Origin of the sequence: Nostoc foliaceum FACHB-393 (assembly GCF_014698505.1) — a bacterium.
GTDB classification, from domain to species: Bacteria; Cyanobacteriota; Cyanobacteriia; order Cyanobacteriales; family Nostocaceae; genus Nostoc; species Nostoc foliaceum_A.
The window spans coordinates 35,654-54,556 of sequence record NZ_JACJTD010000046.1 but is presented as its reverse complement, the minus strand read 5'-3'; the positions used below and the strand labels follow the sequence as shown (position 1 = coordinate 54,556).

Annotated in this window: 19 protein-coding genes; 5 read left to right on the top strand and 14 right to left on the bottom strand. The window is 41.3% G+C overall.

The features are described from left to right. Positions 1-285 precede the first annotated feature (285 nt). The 4 genes from H6G92_RS27840 to H6G92_RS27825 form a co-directional block, all read right to left on the bottom strand. Positions 286-945, bottom strand: coding sequence for a Nif11-like leader peptide family natural product precursor (locus H6G92_RS27840; protein ID WP_190898618.1), 660 nt, complete (start codon positions 943-945; stop codon positions 286-288). 409 nt (positions 946-1,354) lie between these two features. Further along, positions 1,355-2,827 (bottom strand): DUF1802 family protein, encoded by a 1,473-nt coding sequence (locus H6G92_RS27835; protein ID WP_190898616.1) that lies wholly within the window; start codon positions 2,825-2,827, stop codon positions 1,355-1,357. Then, positions 2,824-4,731 carry a P-loop NTPase fold protein gene (locus H6G92_RS27830; protein ID WP_190898614.1) on the bottom strand — a complete coding sequence of 636 codons (1,908 nt, stop codon included), beginning with the start codon at positions 4,729-4,731 and terminating at the stop codon, positions 2,824-2,826. Before H6G92_RS27830 ends, H6G92_RS27835 begins: the two co-directional genes overlap by 4 nt. A gap of 63 nt (positions 4,732-4,794) precedes the next feature. Further along, the gene (locus H6G92_RS27825; RefSeq protein ID WP_190898612.1) at positions 4,795-5,472 is read right to left on the bottom strand and encodes a hypothetical protein; all 678 of its coding nucleotides are present in this window, start codon (positions 5,470-5,472) and stop codon (positions 4,795-4,797) included. Between the two features lie 339 nt (positions 5,473-5,811). On the opposite strand from H6G92_RS27825, the gene H6G92_RS27820 reads away from it, so the two are divergent. Then, positions 5,812-6,300: a hypothetical protein gene (locus H6G92_RS27820; protein ID WP_190898610.1), complete on the top strand. Its 489-nt coding sequence runs from the start codon at positions 5,812-5,814 to the stop codon at positions 6,298-6,300. Between the two features lie 93 nt (positions 6,301-6,393). Further along, positions 6,394-6,723 carry a translation initiation factor gene (locus H6G92_RS27815; RefSeq protein ID WP_190898608.1) on the top strand — a complete coding sequence of 110 codons (330 nt, stop codon included), beginning with the start codon at positions 6,394-6,396 and terminating at the stop codon, positions 6,721-6,723. 162 nt (positions 6,724-6,885) lie between these two features. Here H6G92_RS27815 and mdh read toward each other — a convergent pair whose 3' ends face one another. The 5 genes from mdh to H6G92_RS27790 form a co-directional block, all read right to left on the bottom strand. Then, the gene (gene mdh, locus H6G92_RS27810) at positions 6,886-7,863 is read right to left on the bottom strand and encodes a malate dehydrogenase (RefSeq protein ID WP_190898606.1); all 978 of its coding nucleotides are present in this window, start codon (positions 7,861-7,863) and stop codon (positions 6,886-6,888) included. Between the two features lie 206 nt (positions 7,864-8,069). Continuing rightward, positions 8,070-8,285, bottom strand: a complete 216-nt coding sequence (ndhO, locus tag H6G92_RS27805) for an NAD(P)H-quinone oxidoreductase subunit O (protein WP_190898604.1) — start codon at positions 8,283-8,285, stop codon at positions 8,070-8,072. 100 nt (positions 8,286-8,385) lie between these two features. Then, on the bottom strand, positions 8,386-9,267 hold the full coding sequence (locus tag H6G92_RS27800; RefSeq protein WP_190898602.1) for a DNA-formamidopyrimidine glycosylase: 882 nt from the start codon (positions 9,265-9,267) through the stop codon (positions 8,386-8,388). Positions 9,268-9,517: 250 nt separating this feature from the next. Further along, positions 9,518-9,733, bottom strand: a complete 216-nt coding sequence (locus tag H6G92_RS27795; RefSeq protein WP_069073932.1) for a photosystem I reaction center subunit IV — start codon at positions 9,731-9,733, stop codon at positions 9,518-9,520. A gap of 327 nt (positions 9,734-10,060) precedes the next feature. Continuing rightward, entirely contained in the window at positions 10,061-10,645 is a 585-nt protein-coding gene (locus H6G92_RS27790) for a PAP/fibrillin family protein (protein WP_190898600.1), read from the bottom strand. Positions 10,646-10,886: 241 nt separating this feature from the next. Here H6G92_RS27790 and H6G92_RS27785 point away from each other — a divergent pair, with 241 nt between their 5' ends. Continuing rightward, the gene (locus H6G92_RS27785; RefSeq protein WP_109011289.1) at positions 10,887-11,123 is read left to right on the top strand and encodes a DUF3134 domain-containing protein; all 237 of its coding nucleotides are present in this window, start codon (positions 10,887-10,889) and stop codon (positions 11,121-11,123) included. 79 nt (positions 11,124-11,202) lie between these two features. Continuing rightward, entirely contained in the window at positions 11,203-12,294 is a 1,092-nt protein-coding gene (mraY, locus tag H6G92_RS27780) for a phospho-N-acetylmuramoyl-pentapeptide-transferase (protein ID WP_190898598.1), read from the top strand. 200 nt (positions 12,295-12,494) lie between these two features. Here the strand turns inward: mraY and H6G92_RS27775 are convergent, their stop codons facing one another. The 5 genes from H6G92_RS27775 to H6G92_RS27755 form a co-directional block, all read right to left on the bottom strand. Further along, the gene (locus tag H6G92_RS27775) at positions 12,495-14,249 is read right to left on the bottom strand and encodes a diguanylate cyclase (RefSeq protein WP_190898596.1); all 1,755 of its coding nucleotides are present in this window, start codon (positions 14,247-14,249) and stop codon (positions 12,495-12,497) included. Positions 14,250-14,440: 191 nt separating this feature from the next. Next, positions 14,441-14,950 (bottom strand): MogA/MoaB family molybdenum cofactor biosynthesis protein, encoded by a 510-nt coding sequence (locus H6G92_RS27770; RefSeq protein WP_190898587.1) that lies wholly within the window; start codon positions 14,948-14,950, stop codon positions 14,441-14,443. 104 nt (positions 14,951-15,054) lie between these two features. After that, positions 15,055-15,396: a photosystem II reaction center protein Psb28 gene (gene psb28 / locus H6G92_RS27765; RefSeq protein ID WP_190898585.1), complete on the bottom strand. Its 342-nt coding sequence runs from the start codon at positions 15,394-15,396 to the stop codon at positions 15,055-15,057. Between the two features lie 103 nt (positions 15,397-15,499). Continuing rightward, positions 15,500-15,952: a D-aminoacyl-tRNA deacylase gene (gene dtd, locus H6G92_RS27760; RefSeq protein WP_190898583.1), complete on the bottom strand. Its 453-nt coding sequence runs from the start codon at positions 15,950-15,952 to the stop codon at positions 15,500-15,502. A gap of 249 nt (positions 15,953-16,201) precedes the next feature. Beyond that, positions 16,202-17,311: a CobW family GTP-binding protein gene (locus H6G92_RS27755; protein WP_190898581.1), complete on the bottom strand. Its 1,110-nt coding sequence runs from the start codon at positions 17,309-17,311 to the stop codon at positions 16,202-16,204. Positions 17,312-17,448: 137 nt separating this feature from the next. Here H6G92_RS27755 and cysS point away from each other — a divergent pair, with 137 nt between their 5' ends. Next, positions 17,449-18,894, top strand: coding sequence for a cysteine--tRNA ligase (gene cysS, locus H6G92_RS27750; protein WP_190898579.1), 1,446 nt, complete (start codon positions 17,449-17,451; stop codon positions 18,892-18,894). Positions 18,895-18,903: the final 9 nt, after the last annotated feature.

Below are 18,903 nucleotides of genomic sequence, written 5' to 3'. Positions count from 1 at the left end.
ACCTTGGGTCGCCAAATGCTTTTTTGCACCACAGTTGAGCATGAATTCTTATTGGATTTTCCACTCTCTCTGCCCCCTCAAATCTCTTCCCCTAGTAGTTTACTTCTACTTGTGTGTACACCGTAGCCTTTTTAAGGTAGGGGGGATCTAAAAGTGCCTAAAGTCACAGCAAAACATTTTTCAAACAACCTCTAAAGCCCATAACTACGCTCTGAACTAAATACAATAATCACAATACAACATCTGCGTTATTACCAAAAATTGTATTTATACCTGGGGTAATAATTATGTTTTATGAATCATGAGGCGTTGATTAAAATAGCTTTTGGGTAAGAAACAGCGATCAAGTAAAAAAGGATTGTTGGTATTTTCAGATAATAAATTGTGTGGCTTATCTCGATGACAGAATGGTGGCACAATTCCCCAATCTTCTGCCAGCCAAATCCAGTATCCTATTTCAATTCTGCCGTAGTTTGAACCTGTGAGAATCTCCCCAACACTATTGTTGATAGATGTTAGTTTTGGCGATGATTTGATTTCAATTAACAGCCAAGCTAACTCTTCTACAGAAAAATAATAGCCATTCTCGGCAGCTATGTTTACAAACTGCTGTGGATCTTTAGCTATTAGCAATTCTTCTTTGAGATATGGCGTTTTTTGTGCAAAATCAAAAAGATCCCAAATCTGTCTTCTCGTAATTAGAAACCAGGCAAGTTCTTCTGCGGTTAAGCTGTAACCATTTTCTGTTGCTAACTTGAGAAACGGCTCAAGACTATCGGTTTCTGCTAGTTGACTTTTTAACAGGAAAGTTTGCTCTACTAGTGACAAAAAATCAATAATCTTTTGCCATGTAACTTTGTCAAAACTTTTGTTAACTTTTATTTTGTCTTTCCAGTAAATGTATTTATCTTCTTTAAGAAAGAAATTCCAAATTTGATAATACATGGGTCATCTCGCCTAAGCTTTAAGCTTGGTAGAGGTTTGTTTTTAATGAATACCAGTGTAGTAAGTATAATGTGTTTCTTCGACAGTACAAAATTTACTATAATATGTAAATGAAGTTACACAGTAGCTAAGTATAAAACTTCTGTAAAGTTTGTCACTATAAATAAAATATACTGAGAAAAATAGGTAGATAGCGATACCTTCGGCCGGGTGTGCGATCGCTATTGCTTCCCATAAAATAAAGTTAAGGCAGCATCAATAAGTAGGATTAATGCTATGACTGAATCAACTGCAAAACAACCTGCACGTCGAGGTAGAATCTTTCCAGAACCGCCTACGCACTTCAGTTGTTTTTAAACGAACTGCAAAGACGCAGAGAACACAGAGGTAAGAAAAGAGATATATTTTGCTATTTTTGGTTAATGGGTAAATCGCGGAGAAAGTAAAAGCGATCGCTCTTCCAATCACTACTTTTTACTCGTCCTAAATAACCTGTTAACGGTGAGGAAAGTTCTATCAGTAAATCGTGAACTGCTTCATCAGTTAACTTAGGGTTATGAGTGACATTGTAATGAGCACGAATCTCTGTAACGGTGAAGCTCTGATGTGTAGCTTTTGAACTTTCATTATCTTGTTCAGAGAGTTCTTTGACTACTGTGATAATCTGCGATCGCAATTTAATCTCTCTCTCTGCTTTATCAATATATTCACCGATTTTATAGTCAATCTGCCCAGGTTCTAGATATTGTTTTAATTCGACTAAATTAATAGCACCTGGATATTTTGCTTTGAGTTCAACAAGCTTTTGTAGAGTCATTACATTTATAATACTGATTTTAGATACTTCAGCAGATTCTTTTAAATTTTTAGTCGGTTTACCTGGGCCAATAATCAACCTTACAGCTTGAAGATAATTTTCTTTTAGATGCCTTTTGCCAATCCTATCTAATTCTTCTACTGCACGATCTGGAATGCTTTTACCTGCTTTACATTCGCAAACAAGAGGATAAGGTTGTGAGCAAAATAAGTCTAAGCCACCTGCACCACCTTTGTAGTTTTCTTCAACTTTGAATCCTAAAAAATCAAGGCTTCGGCGTGCGATATCTTCAAAGTCTGTACCAGCTTGGTAGTTGCTTTTACCCTCATCTTTTTCGATGCTGCGATCGCCCAATTTTGCAATATCATTTATCCAAGCGAAATCTGTATTGGGTTGCTTAATGAGCTTTTCACTACTCCAGCCTAAAAATGATTTGATATCGTCGTCTAATTGTTTCGCTGCTGGTTGGCTAATGGTTAGGGATGCGATCGCACTCTGCAATTCTTCCAATTCAGGATGGAGCGGTGGTTCTAGCTTTTCTAATTGGAGTTTGCGTTGAGCAAAGGTGCGATCGTTTAATACTGGTAAATCAAAAGATACCTTCAACGGATCAGGTAAACCTATAAACTGGCTTTGTGGATTTACAGGTATTTCAATTGGCTGAGACAATAAATAGACACGCAAATAAGCAAGAAAGATATGCTTCCTTTGCAGCAAAATCTCTTGTAATCCTTTTGTTGTCCAAATATTTAATTGTGACAAAGATTTTAACGATTCTGAGTTATTTAATATTTGGCACAGTTCACACTTACCCCAAGATTGAATCCAGACTGTTTCAGAACTTATTTGAGTAATAGCTTTCTGTGTAACCGTCAAAAAATTTGATTTGTAGTATTGTTCATTGGGTAACACATTGGTTGAGTTTTCAGACGGATAGAGAGCAAAGGAACGCCCCGGATGAATAAATGTCCGGGGTAGAGCTATAATTATTCGACCCTGTAGCAAACCTTCAACGTCGGGAGAAGGTAGACATAAGGCAGTATTGAGCAAAATTAGATCACTCATAAACCAAGTTTAACAATTAAATTATCAAGCATAGCGTCTAGCTCTTTCGTTACATTTTGATTTTGTATAGGCTGAGTTTCAACAACACATTCTTCATTTATTAAGCCACTAGGTATTTGACCAGATGGGTCACTTAAAATTTCACGTATTAAGTAGTTTCCGACTGCAATTTTGTGTTGAACTATAAACATAGAAATTTCCTCTTCACTAACTTCATAATCTTTGCAAGCTTGTTTAACAAATAAAATAGCTAAAAGAGGCTTAATATCTTCAATACTAAGTTTTACAAATTCTCCTCCTAAATTTTTATAAAGTAGTTCATCTAAATATTCTTTTCCTTTTGTATTAGGTTTCACATCTTTGGCACGAACTAAGCAACCACGAGTCATATCAAATTTTTTATAATCTATTAATCTTCTCAAGGCAGCACTCACAAATTTATTGCTAGATTCTTGTACAACTGCAACAACTATTTTGACAACTCTTCCATCTTCCTTACCAATAATTCTAAAGTTGAGGTAGCCTTTATCTACATTTTTGACTATAACTTCTTCAACTTCATCAATTTTTACTCTCTCTACAGTTTCGCCTTTCAGAGTTGATAAACAAAAACTTATAGATTTAGCTATGGTACTACTGTCTTCAAAGTAATTGTCTATTGTGTTATCAAGTGCTGCAAGTTCTTTATTAAAAGCTTTTTCAATTTTATGTAGTTGATCTACTGGTGTCGGTGAGCCACCAGGCAAATTCCAATTATTTGTACACCACTGTAAAACCTTTCTAATTATTGGTTTTTCTTTACCAAGCTCTCTTAAATTATTTTCATCAAAAGGATAGACAGGATGAGGTGGAGTTAAATTGTTTGTATCATAAAACTCTTTCAGCCAGTGGGAGACAAGAGTTACTACATCATCACTATTAAGATGCCTCAAATCAAATTTCTTTTCACCAATTCTGTCAATAACTGAATCTGCTTGTGGTACAACTTTAACTTGTTGCGTCCAAGTTTCATCGAACATAGCTAGAATTAAGACTCCACGTTTAATTTTGCTATATATATCTTTTGCAAACAGAGCAATAACCTGCGCTCTTGTAAAACCCTGCTCATTACAATTGAGGCTTTCTAACTCATCAAAGCAGATTACTATTGTCCTGTAATCACCAATTAAGTCTAGAATTTGGCATATTGTTTGGAATGCTTCAGCTTCTTTATCATCTTGACTAGTATTTGGTAATCCCATAGAGTCAGCTTGTGACTGTGCTAAGTCTCTGCCAGCAAGCCAATTAATTGCAAATGACACTTTATCTAAGGAAAGTGTCCATAGGATAGCCTGAATCAAATAAGGATTTTCAATATTTGACTTACGTTTCAGTACTTTAGCAGTCAAGGCATCAACGATTTTGGGATGTTGAGCTAAAACCCCAGGAAATCGCTTCATTAACTCTTGAGGAGTGTAGCTTGACTTGTATACCTCATTAACTAAAGTAGTTGCCATCTCTTGCCATTGCATCACATTTTGATTACCAGTCTGTTTTAGACTAGATGACAATGTGTTTAGAAATTTAGAATGTATTTTGTTTAAGTCACCATAATCAACTTCGCTCATATAGACAAAAAAGCTATCACCTGCATCCTGAATATGGTGACGAATCCGACTCATTAAGTGACTTTTACCTAATCCTTTTTCAGCTTTAATAGTTATACCAATAACTGAACGTTTTCCTGTACTAATTTGCTCAATTGCCTGAAAAACAGCATCTGATGCATGAGCATTTATGGAAGGAACATCAGGAAAAGTTTTGTTCCAGATATCATAATTTCTGACTACTAATGATCTATCAAATGGGTTATGAGTTGTAATAGCTTTGTTGATGTCTGAGTATGAAGAGAAAGAATTAGTCATGATTGTGCATCTACTGAAAATAACTACTAAGAAATAAAAGGGGAAAAAACCGAGTAACTTAGTTTAAAAATTGAGGCGTTTAGCATAACAGCGTAATCCACTGACTTTAGTAGTAATGGAATCTTCAATCTTGTCAGGGGCGCTATCTTCTATGCTTCCACCCTGAAGTTGCAAAATGTCTTTCTCCTGAATTTCTAGCAGCCATGTGTTGAAATCTTCACGACTAACGCGATCGCCTATTTCTCTCCTGATACGATAAATTGGGACAAGATCATCTAGGTTGTAGTTTTGGTTCAACTTGTTGTAGACTTCCAACGCCACAGATTTAAACTCGTCGTAAGATGCGATTCCTTTGGAAAGCTCGGCTAACGCACTCTTCCCATTAACTGGTACATCTGCACCAGTTACCGCAACATCTATCTGACTAATCCACTTCACCAACGCATTCGCCGCCCAAGTACCGACAATTGTCCCTTCAAACTTAAACTCGCCACTTCTCAAACCCTCACCCAGTATCTCTAAACCCTTGGGAGATGTCAGAGAATATCCCTTTTTGGAGATTGCGATCGCACCCTGACTCTGTAATTCTTCAAATGAACCCTGATAATCTGCTACCTTCTGGCTTTTGGATACAATCCGCTTAGTGAGTTGACCCTTCTTAACTTCCTGCTGCGTTCCTCCCAAATCCCACAAAGCCAAAAGGAGACGAGTTCTAGTTTGGGGTGTATTTTTTGATGTCATATTTGTGTGTATTCTTTGGCAAAGATCATCATAGTAGCTGTATCTTTTTAATTTATTTACACCAAAAAAATAACCGAGAAATTGCTGAATATTTCCGCGTTTCAGCTAAATTGATTAATCAAAAATCAACAAGTTATTTCCTTAGGATGAATGCAGTTTCTCTCAAAGGCGGGATGGAATACTTGAGAAAATCGATCATCATAACAGTGAAACGCTGTAGCTATGCAGTTGTAAATTAAGTGGTAGATGTTCTTTCAATTCCAGGTGAAATAACAGGAATTCCAACTTTGTATTTGCAACAGCAAGGCTTTTAGTAAATACAGGTGATGACGAAATCCGATGAACACAATATATAAAGAACGTAAAATAGTTTCGCGTCTATTTGCAGTGCTGCTTTCCGCATTGCTTATGGTTCCTCTGCTGAGTAGCTGCGGAGGTGGTTCTAAAACTGCTACGCCACCACCTGTTGATGATACCGTTAGTAGAACAGTGAGCGATCGCACCACAAACCAACCCGAAGTTAAGAAGGGAATGGGTACAGGACAAAAAGTGGCTATTTTGGCGGGAGCTGCGGCACTTTATTACCTCTACAACCAGCATAAGAATGCTCCACAAGAAGGAGCGCAAGGTAAGTACTATCTTTCCAAGAACGGGCGTGTATATTACCGTGATGCTGAACATCGTGCTCACTGGGTTACTCCACCACCAGAAGGAATTCGAGTACCGGAATCTGAAGCGCAAAAGTATCGGGAATTCCAAGGCTATAACAGGAGTTCTTCAGGTCGCGATCTAACTGGGATAACTTCATCCGCAGCTCCAGCACTCTAGATAGCGAAGCGTGTGTAAATATAAAGCGGGTTTCCCGAAGGATAACGCCGATCGCGCACGTGGGAGACACGAACTTAAAACAGGAGATAGATCATGGTAAATTTCTTTTTGCGAAAGGCGAAGGATCTCTTCTTTGGAGGGAACGGCGATCAAGCTGAAGATAACGAATACCGCGATCGCAATGTACGTCCAGCCAGCGAAGACCCCTACGGTGATCCCGCAGACCCGGCATCTTATGGCAACATCAGCCCAGCTAGTGAAGACCCCTACGGCGACCCCGCAGATATCGCCTCTTACGGCAACGTTCGCCCAGCTAGTGAAGACCCTTACGGCGACCCCGCAGACCAAGGGGAGTTTGGTAACGTCCGTCCAGCTAGTGAAGACCCCTACGGCGACCCCGCAGATCAGGATTACCGCCGTTAACGCCAAACCTAACCCCCCAGCCCCCTTCTCTACTAGCTAAAGTTAAACCCTTTCCCTCTCCGGCTCGGAGAGGGACAGTTTTACTATGTAAAACCAGGGAGAGGTTTCTTTATTAAACATTACGAATTACGAATTACGAATTACGAATTACGAATTATTTAATCACCCATTGTTACCCAAAATTTCCTGCGATCGCTCAATACTTTTACGCACAGATTGAGCCGAAGTATGCAAACCCTCTCTTTCGCCATCAGTGAGATTTAATTCCAAAACACTTTCAATTCCACCGCATCCCAACCGACAGGGAACACCAATCACAACATCTTCTAAACCGTATTCACCTTGCAGATACGCCGCCACAGGCAACAACCGCGACTGATTTAGCAAAATCGATTCTACCATTACACTAGTAGCCGATGCCGGAGCAAAAAAAGCACCACCCGTCTGCATCAATTCCACAATTTCTGCGCCACCGTTGCGAGTTCTTTCTACCAAACGTTCAATTGTGGCTGCATCCAGCAATTCAGTGATGGGAATGCCGTTAACGGTAGCATAACGAGACAAGGGCACCATTAAATCGCCGTGGCTACCCAATACCATCGCTTTCACATCCGCGGGCAAAACTCCCAATTCTAGGGCAATGAAGGTTTCAAAACGGGCGGAATCTAATACGCCAGCCATACCCATAATGCGATCGCGTGGTAAACCAGTTGCTTGCCAAGCTAAATAAGTCATCACATCCAACGGATTAGTGACGACAATAAAAATAGCATTGGGAGAATGAGCGATCGCATTTTTTGCCGCTTCCACCACAATCTTGGCATTGGTTTTTAGCAAGTCATCCCGACTCATCCCTGGTTTGCGGGGAAGTCCTGCGGTAATCACCACGATTTGGGAACCAGATGTATCAGCATAATTATTTGTGCCGATAATTTGGCGATTATGTATTTCAATTCCCCTGGCTTCCATCAAATCCAGCGCCAAACCTTGGGGCATTCCCGCGATAATATCTAGTAAAACTACATCTGCTAGATTTTTCTCTGCAATGCGTTGAGCTAAAGTACTACCAACCCTACCCGCACCCACGATGGTTACACGGGGTAAATTACACACAATTGGGGAGTTAAGGGAAGAAGACATAATTATTAAAGTACAATTTTTATCAACAAGAATTCAGTTGACGGTTGACTGTTAACAGTTAAAGTGAAGTCCCATCCCCTTTTAGGGGTGGGATGAGCTTATAGCGGTTCCCATTCAGATGCGGTACAACATTACATCACCAGGTGTAGGGGCACGGCACTGCCGTGCCCCTATGGGTGTACTTCACGTAAACGAGAACGGCTATATTATTTAAATTCTTCGAGTTGATCCACACGTAACCAAACGTTTGGCGTTGGCACTTTCCCGAACTTAACAAGGGCGTAATCACCTTTGAGATCTACAATTTCGCCCTTGCTGTCAAACAAATAGGAAGGAAAGCGAGCATCACTGGCTTTTGCTTCCAGACTGTTTTCCAGTTTCTCGCGGACAGCGCGAACCATATCTCCTTTTTTGACTGCCATGAATTCCCCTCTCAAATTTCTAGATTAGACTTATCCGCATTTTAAGAGACTTCCGAGGTAAAAACTCCTAACTCTTGTACAGACGCGATTAATCGTGCCTCTAACTCCTAACCCCCCGTAGCGTTTGACACTGGGGGCAAAAGTGACTAGATCGCCCAGCTAACCTAATCCGTTGAATTGTTGTACCACAAACTCGACAGGGTTCTCCAGCGCGGTTATAAACCCAAGCAACACCACCATAGTTGCCGTTGACACCCTTAACACTTAAAAAATTACTAAAAGTCGTACCACCAGCCTCAATGCTGGTTTCTAACACTTGAATTATGGCTGTTCGCAAACGCTCAATTTGCTTTAGCTGTAAATCTATACACAAAGTTTCAGGTAAAATTCCACTCTTAAACAATGCCTCATCAGCATAAATGTTACCTAATCCCGCCACCACCGATTGATCCAGTAGCGCAGTCTTAATCGGACGACGGCGGTTTTGAAGTTTGCTTGCTAGATACTCGACAGTGAATTCGGGCGAAAATGGGTCTGCTGCAAGTTTTGCTAAACCAGTCATAATACTTTCTACAGCAACACCAGGTGGAACCCACCACATTTTACCGAAGGTACGCTGATCAACAAAACGCAATTCCTGGTGTTCCCCAAAGAATAATCTAACCCGCGTGTGCTTATGTAATGGTTCATCTCGATGCAGCCACAGTAATTGACCGGTCATTCGCAGATGAACCCCTAGCCAACCTGTGGAAGAGGAGGAGAATTCTGCGAGGAGATATTTACCACGACGATGCCAAGTAGCGATGGCTGCGCCAACCCCTCCGGGGTACGCATTCTTTTTAATTCCATCAACAAACTCACCGACAGAAAACGGGTAGGCGATGGTGCGATCGAGCAACACATCTCCACCCGTGATTTCTTGGTTGAGGGTCAATTGATTTAGACCCCTGCGGACTGTTTCAACTTCAGGCAGTTCAGGCATTCAAGCAGATTAAGCAGGCAATTTTGATGTATTTGAGGGTTCAAGAAAGAAGAGATGAAGTAGTACTTATACATCCGTAGGTGGATCGTATTACTACCCAAGAGAAACCGTAAATACCCGCAGGGCAGCTTCTCATAGATTAGGGTAGGCTTGGATCAAAGATGAATGAACTGAAATTTTCAGACTTCATACTTCAGACTTAAGAATACCCTTCATCATCGCATCAAACAACCCCCTTGTAGCTTTGCTGCTATTTTTTAGGTGGTTTAGCCTTTGGTGCTTCTACCTCTACTAATTCATCCTGAGCAAAGTTGTTGGTATTGATACCAGAGTAATTGACCTTTTCAAAGCGGACAATTACAGGGTATTTGATGCCGCTTTGGTCAATGGAAGCCACAGTTCCTAGATCCTGAAACCAGTAGGATTCAGGGCGGAGAATACGTACTTTAGAACCACGTTGAACCATGATTATTTTCCCTTTTAGTTATCAATCGCCAATCTAGAGGGCTAATTGATTTCACTCTACAACCTGAAGGTCGCTGCAAGAGTCTTTGTTAAGTTATTTGTCTGAATTAGGTATGGGGCATTGGGCATTGGGAAAAGACAAGGAAGACAAGGAAGAGGGGGGAGACAAGGAAGAAACTTGTTTAATAATTCTCCCTTGTCCCCCTTGTCCCCTTGTCCCCCATCCCCACTCCCTACCACATCCCAAATTTAAAATGGTATTAGACCCTACTTGACAAGGTACACGTTATAGCTTACCTTCGTTCGCAAACAGTATTTTTGCATAAACTTATGTTTTACTCAGTACAAACACGCTCCCCTCGTTACCTCTGCCGATCCGCAGATCGTTATCTATATAGGTGATATCTAACCAGCCTTGCTGTTTATCACTCTTGATTGCAAAATCAATCCCCGGAAATTTTCTACCTGCTTCAATTTGTTGGATAAAAGTTACCGGAGAATTGTATTCTATTAAACGTTGTAAGCCGATAATAGAACGCTCAAATTTCACTTGGACACGCTGACCTGAAACTGGCTCAAATTTTGCAGCAACGCTGACTAATCCTTCCAAAAAAGGTAGGCCATAAATCTCAGCTATGTTGTAAACACTGGCAGTATCTACCCGGATACACTGATAGATTTGACCCAGTTTGCACAAAGGTAAACGATCTAAGTTTAAAAGAGCCTTGCTAGTGGTGTATAGTAATCGCCAATTGCCATCTAGCAAATTGTTAGCTTCTACCGGACGGGGTGTAGGATTAAAATCTTCTAAATTGGCGATCGCTGCTAAGATAGCCTGTTTCTGTGCTTGGGTCGCCAGTAGACCGCGATTTGTACCAGCGATCGCATCTATTAGAGCCGCTTTTCCCATCATCGCCTGTCACCTCAAAAATCAGTCCTTTCCATCAGCATAAACAAGATATTCATGACCTATGTGTAGTGCCATAAAAATTACTAATAATCGCTTGACCTAAGCGATATGCCTATTAAATAAAAAATTTCTATCTGAATGCGGATTTATCAACTAAAGGGTTGAAAGGATAACTAAATTAATCCGTGTCAAGTGATAGACTCTAAATGTCAACTTACGTAAACCTTTTCTTGTCCTCCTCGATATGTTGAACTCTCCATTACGTGAAGTACCCCGTAATCAGCGAGCTGATGTCATCCCCTTAAAGCAAGAGTCCTCTTTATTGGACTGGTTGCAAACCAACGGTAGGATCATCGCGCGTGACGTTCACGAACCGGATTTTCAAGATGACGAAGAAGAAATAGACTCCCTAATGGGTGTAGAAGATGGAATTGGCTACGACCTGGATGATGATGACGATATAGGAATCGCCGAGGATTAGCCTTTTCAGGCTAGGGACTTGGTAGTATCCCTAGTTCCTGGTATTCAGTTTTATAAGTGTGGAGTGAAGGGAAACTTCTGTGGACGCTAAATTATCTCCTGAGCAAGGATTAAACATTTCTGGAATCGTTCTAGCCTCTTTATTAGCCGTAGGACTAGGTACAACAGCATTTTTCTTAGATTCGATGGCCAATAGGCTACCCTGGCAAAGTATGTCGTTAACCCTGCCACTACTTTTATGTGCGCTGGGTTCAGGTGTCGTGGGCTATTGGGTAATACCCCTACTCCAAGCACTCAAAACTGGACAAATAATTCGCGAAGATGGGCCCCAAGCCCATCTAAAAAAGGCAGGCACCCCAACAATGGGCGGTATATTTTTTATACCTGTAGGTGTGATAATTGCTTGCATATTGTCTAACTTTGCTACAGACGTACTTGCAGTTTCGGCTTTGACAATCAGTTATGGATTGATTGGCTGGCTCGACGATTGGCAAATTCTGCGCCGGAAATCAAATAAAGGTATATCTCCCCGAACAAAACTGGCTTTGCAGGTAAGCTTTGCGGCTGTGTTTTGTCTATGGCTGATGTTTAATCAACCTTCTAATATTACAAATATTGCTTTGCCTTGGGTGAGCTTCACACTACCCTTAGGATTCCTATTTTGGCCTTTAGCAGGTTTTGTGTTAGTTGCAGAAAGTAATGCGACTAATTTAACAGATGGTATTGATGGCTTGGCAGCAGGAACAGTAGCGATCGCACTTTTGGCATTAGGTGCTTTAGTCGCACCTACAGCACCAGGGTTAATGGTTTTCTGTGCTGCTTTAAGCGGTGGGTGCTTAGGTTTCTTAGCCCATAATCGTAACCCAGCCCGCGTTTTCATGGGAGATACCGGTTCTTTAGCACTGGGCGGCGCTTTAGCGGCTGTAGCACTATTGACAAACACCTTAGTAGCTCTGTTCATTCTCAGTGGTATCTTCTTCGTAGAAACTCTTTCAGTGATGGCGCAGGTAAGTTATTACAAAGCCACCAAAGGCCCTGATGGCAAAGGCAAGCGCCTCTTCAAAATGGCACCCTTACACCATCATTTAGAACTGACTGGCTGGTCAGAATTGCAAGTGGTTGGAGTATTCTATGTCATCGCTGCTATATTGGCTGCCATCTGCTTGGCGTAGGCGCAGCCCGCCGCAAGCATCGCTCCATTCTGAATCGTTTAAAAAACTGCTCGAATACAAAATGACAACTCCCACATCTTCAGGGAGTTGTTTTTTTATACAGAAAATTTATGAGTTTCTGATTTCATGCTGGAAAGTTTGACATTTGATACCGACTGAAGGGCTGCTTATTTACCACTTAAGGTTTTTTGAATTATCAATTAATAATAGTTGTTTACATACTCCATAACCCGATTCTTCCCTGTTCGCTTTGCCTCAAGCATCGCTTGATTTGCCCGATCTAGAAAATCCTTAACCGTAATCCCTGGTTCTGATACAGCTATTCCAAAAGAAGCAGTAATGCTTTCGAGAATACGATCGCCGTCCTTCAATTGCATTTGTTCAATATCTATCCTGAGTTGTTCTACTCGCTTTCTGAGGGTTTCCAGCGTCATATTAGGCATCACAATCACAAATTCTTCACCACCCCATCTGCAAGCAATGTCAAAAGAGCGAATAGATTTTAACAGCAGCTTTGCTAATCCTTGGAGAACAATGTTGGCAGTTACGTGCCCATAGCGCGAGTTGTAGGATTTGAAGTTATCAATATCAAGGAAAATAACACTAAGAGGTTGTCCCAACCTTTCAGCTTCGGCTAGCCTCTGTTCCGTTATGCTTTGCATATAGCTTTGATTGAATAGTTGGGTCATCCCATCCCGCAAGCTATCATGGGTTAGACGTTGTTTGATCGATAGATTATTCAGTGCAATACCTAATGTTCTAGCAATAATCTCAGTAATTTGTTGAGCTTCTGGACTGATTTCTTCAAGCGTATCGATGTGTAAGATCCCAACTACTTCGCCTTGTCCAAACAATGGAACACACAAATGTGTGCCGCTAAGAGGCTGTATTAAGTGACTGCACATTAGTCCTGAATTATTATGGGGCGATAAAAGGTTTAATTTTCCTCTCCGCAATGCCCAACAATCGGATAATGAAAATATTTCTTTACTGCTTCTTTGACCTCCCCAAAAACTATTCATCTGAACATAATTCTTGGAATTAGCAATTATATAGATAGAACCACTCATTTTAGGAAATAGCTTAGAACAGGTTAAAGCGACCACTTGATACATCTCATTTTCAGACTCGCAGGAATAAAGCATATCCGCCATATCTGAGAGATATATAAGTTCTCGTTTTTTTGCCTCTAATTCCAGTGCTTTTTCTTCTAACTGCCGATTTAAGTCAGTTAGCGATCGCTGTGCTTCTATAGATTCTGTAATCTCGATACTGATCCCACCAATACGGTAAGCGCCCGTTGCGTAATCGTTAAACGGAAACTTAAACGATAGCCAGTAGCACGGCTGATCATGACCAGGCATCTTTACCTCTTCAATCAGCCTTAAGGGGCGTACAGTCCTCAAAACGACTTGATCGTTTTCCATTACCCGTCGCGCCTCTTCTGGATCTGTCAAAACTTCACTATCTGTTTTTCCCACCCATTCTTGGGGATTTACCGAAAATCTAGACTGTATTTCCTGGTTGTAGTAGAGCATTCTAGATTGCTCATCTTTGATATAGGCTAGAAATGGCCCCTGATCTAGGAATAGCCGTTGCATCTGCTGGCTGCGTTGAAGTTCGCGGGTATCTTCTTGAGATTTCGCGATCGCCTCTACAATTTGATAAGCAGTTGGCATCATGTAGAGTAAAGCAGACAAGGAAACAAACGCCATTACATCAAGTACACCTAAGTGCAACAGCGACACTACCGAATGTGGTTCAAAGATCGCCAGAAGGTGATGAAATCCGCAAAATAGTACGAATCCACCTGATAAGAGAAAGGCTAGCCAAAACTTAGAAGGTATAGTTGCCTTAGTTTTAGCAAAGAAAACCCCTATTACTGTAGGGATGCCAAAGTATGAAAATGCAGTAATGCTGTGAGCAATTATGCAATTCCAGTAAATAGGCTCCATTGTTGACCTGATATTAATATTTCATCCGATTCACTATAATTCTGGGTAACCTGAAAATGTAAGCATAGAAAGGATGATTTCACTGCCTCATGCCTTAGTTTTACCTGATTCAGCAAGAAGGCTGACACTGAACCGTCAGGTCAGTGTAGCTAGTTCACAAAAGTTATCATGGTAACTTTTTGAAAGGCTGCTTATTTCACTTCCTTACAAACCTGACTTACCAAGTGAGTGAGTTCGGGTAAAATCAGTTTTTCCATAGCCAGTCGCACAGCATTACTAGAACCAGGAAGCGAGAAGATTAATTTATTTTGATAAACACCAGCAACAGCGCGAGAAGCGATCGCCCGCGAACCAATTTCTTGATAACTTAAAAAACGAAATAACTCACCAAATCCCGGTAAGGTTTTCTCTAATAACTTCTCAATAGCATCGTAGGTAGTATCTCTTGGTGCAATACCTGTACCACCACTGAAAATTACAGCATCCAAATTTGGGCTTTTACCTAGATTTTCTATCTGCCCTTGAATTTGTGTTGGTTCATCTTTGATAATCGTGTAGGCTCCTATAGCATGATTTGCAGCAAGGAGTAACTGCTTAATTAGCTGACCACTTTTGTCTGTTTCCAAAGTGCGTGTATCGCTGACAGTAACCACAGCACAAGTTACCGTAATTTTAGACGAGTCTGGGTGAGGTTGTGGCATTGTAGGTCAGTCATGAACTTTTGATCATGGATAATTGGGGATGGCGAATGGCGCATTGGGCATGACAATAATTACCTATGACCCAATGCTCTATGCCTTATGCCCTATGCCTCATTTTTGCTCAGTCCCAAATCGTTTTCTTCAGCATACCGCTCCATGAAGCGCATAAAGCGCTCCCATTCTTGGGCAGATTTCATCACGTAAAGTGCTTCTAATGCTTCCGGTTTACCGTTGATAAATTTAGCTTTAACTTCACGGGTAATTATCTCCCCTTCTTCGTCAATCAGGTACATCCCGGTAATATCTTCGGTGCTACCTTGATCTAAAATCTTCGGATTCGTAAAAATAAATGTTGCTGTACCACTGTCGCCAGTGCGCGATCGCGTCAAGCGCACCTCTGGAGTTACCTCTTCGTCAAGACCTTTAGAAAACTGGATTTTCGCCATGATGAATGAATTTAAACTTTTGTGATGGTTAATTTAATATTCTCTCATCAATTAGAACACCACGGTCTAGAGACTACTGTTATTCAGTTTTTAGTGTACACACTTAAATCGCTTCTTTTTCAAGTAATAAAGTTACGGGGCCATCATTTTCTATTGTAACTTGCATCATTGCACCAAATTTACCTGTTTCTACCTGCAACCCGCTAGCTCTTAACTTGATAACAAAACGATTATACAAATCTTCTGCCGATTGGGGAGCAGCTGAACGGTCAAAAGAAGGACGGCGACCTTTGCGACAGTCACCATAAAGGGTAAACTGACTGACGACTAACAAATCGCCACTAATTTCTTGTATAGATTTTTGCCAACGGTCGTCTCCTTCTTGGTCAGGAAACAGCCGTAATTCTAAGCACTTACGCACCATCCAGTCGATTTCAGCATCAGTATCGGTATTGGCTATACCTACGAGCAAATTTAGCCCCCGCCCAACTTTACCGACAATTTCACCATTAACTGTAACTTGAGATGATTTAACTCGCTGGATAACAACGCGCATTTTAACTAATTCGTAATTCGTAATTCGTAATTATTGGCGAAACACTCGCGCGTAAACGCAGGGGAGTGAGGAAGCGATGTCTACGACGGGCTACGCCTACGCTATTCTCTGATTTTCATTGTTCAAAATCGATGGCGGAGCCATTGGGAATGCATTCCCAGGTAGAACCTGGGAACGAGTATAATCAATAAACTTTTAACTCCTAACGTTTGTACAGACGCGATTAATCGCGTCTGTACCTCCTAACTTTTATTTGCCAAACCCTTTACCGCGAGAGGTTGAAGGTAGACAAATGCAGTTTTCGAGTTGAGTAATTAAAGCCTCGCGATCCAAATTTTGACCAATCAGCACTAGCTGGTTTTTCAATTTACCTTGCCATTCATCATCATCCAAGGTGAAGCGTTTGCCGCAAAGGTGGAAAATATGACGCTTCGGACTTTCATCAAACCACATAATCCCCTTCGCTCGGAAGATATTTGAGGGTAGCTGGTTATCTAAGAAATACTGGAACTTCCTAATAGAAAAAGGCTTGTCACTTTGGAAAGAGATGGAAGTAAAACCATCATTTTCTAAATGGTCAGAATGATGGTGGTCATGGTGGTCATGGTCATGATGATCGTGACCGCATGTGGAGTGATCGTGATCATCATGATGATCGTGATGTTCATGATCGTGATGGTCGTGTTCATCCACCACTGTGTCAAAATATTTATCAGACTCAAACAGACCAACACTGAGAATTAACGGAAGTGGAACTTGCGATCGCGTGGTGCGGAGAATTCTCGCTCCTTCCTTAACTTCGTTAATTTTTGTTTCTAACTCATTCAAAGTGGCTTCATCAACCAAATCAGTCTTGTTCAGCACAATTACATCACCATAGGCAATCTGGCTGTATGCTGCCTGAGAGTTAAATAAATCTAGGCTGTAATTTGCCGCATCTACTACGGTAATAATCGAATCTAAACGAGTTAAATCTCGCAATTCTGTACCCAGAAATGTTAGAGCGACTGGTAGCGGATCTGCCAACCCAGTTGTTTCCACTACTAGATAATCTAGATTTTCTTGGCGTTCTAAAACTTTGTAAACTGCATCTACCAAATCATTATTAATAGTGCAGCAAATACAACCATTATTTAGCTCCACCATGTTCTCACCAGTGGAAACAATTAGCTCGTTATCGATGCCAATTTCGCCAAATTCATTCACTAGAACAGCGGTTTTCAAACCCTGTTGATTGTTGAGGATATGATTAAGTAAAGTCGTCTTGCCACTACCTAGAAAACCCGTAATAATTGTTACTGGCATTCCTTGTTTAGGCGTATCCATTGCCGAAGATTCGGGTGTAACTGCTGATTGCATAGCGCTGTTATCAAATAGTCAAAAAATAGTAATGTAGCGCAGATAGTCCAGAAAACACTAGCATAGGGATGCTGGACTGTCATCCCAGCTGCTTTACCCTATTATTACGTATCTTCTTATTTCAGCATTACTCTGTTATGACCCTAACCCTTTACAATACCCTCACCCGTCGTCAAGAACCGTTTGAAACAGTCGAACCAGGCAAGGTTAAGATGTATTACTGCGGCGTGACGGTGTACGACTACTGCCATTTGGGTCATGCGAGAGCTTGCATCGTTTGGGATGTAATCCGCCGATACCTCCAGTTTATCGGCTATGAAGTCCGATATATCCAAAATTTTACCGATATTGATGACAAGATTCTCAATCGAGCCTGCGTTGAACATTCATCAATGGAAGCTGTAGCCGATCGCTTTATCAAAGCATATTTTGAGGATATGGCGCGGCTGGGAATCAAAGAAGCTGATGAGTATCCCCGTGCTACCCATACGATGAATGGTATTCAACGGTTAATTCATGAGTTGGAAAATAAGGGCTTTGCTTACCCTGCTGACGGCGATGTGTATTATGCAGTGCGGCAGTTTGCTGAGTATGGCAAGCTTTCTGGACGCAAGTTAGAAGATATGCAAGCCGGGAAAAGCGATCGCGTCAACGTAGAAGATCCAGAATATCAGAAAAAGAAAGATCCCTTTGATTTTGCTTTATGGAAGGCAGCAAAACCGGGAGAACCTGCTTGGGAATCACCTTGGGGCGCAGGTCGTCCAGGGTGGCACATTGAATGCTCGGCAATGGTGCGCGATCGCTTGGGTGATACCATAGATATTCATGCTGGTGGTGCTGACTTAATTTTTCCTCATCACGAAAACGAAATTGCCCAATCTGAAGCTGTGACAGGAAAACCTCTGGCGCGTTACTGGCTTCATAACGGCATGGTGAAAGTAGATGGTGAAAAAATGTCCAAATCTTTGGGCAACTTTATCACTATTCGAGAATTACTGGATCGAGGAGTTGACCCGATGGCAGTGCGGTTGTTCGTGCTGACCGCTCAATATCGTACCCCAATTGATTTTACCGACGAAGCGATCGCCGCAGCAACCAACGGTTGGCACACCATTAAAGAAGGTTTACTCTTCGGCTACCAATACGGCAAACAACTAGGCTGGGGAGTGGAAACTGCTCCACTACTCGCTGAAACTGTTGAACGCTTTCAAGAAACTGTGAATAACGACTTTAATTTTCCTGGTGGATTAACAGTTCTGTTTGAATTAGCTAAAGAGCTGCGCCGTGAAGGAAATATTATTGTGCATGAAGGGAAAACCGAAACTTCCCCTGATGAATTAAAGCGTCAATGGCAAACTCTTGTTACATTGGCTGGAGTTTTGGGCTTAAAAGCCGAGATAGAAGCTGAAACTGACAAGAGTAGTGGTTTAAGCGATGCGGAAATTGAAGCGAAAATTCAGCAAAGGCAAGAAGCACGTAAAGGCAAAAATTTTGCCGAAAGCGATCGCATTCGTGACGAACTCCAAGCAGAAGGTATTACGCTAATTGATAGCCGTGATGGTACACGCTGGCACCGAAATTAAATTTTAAAT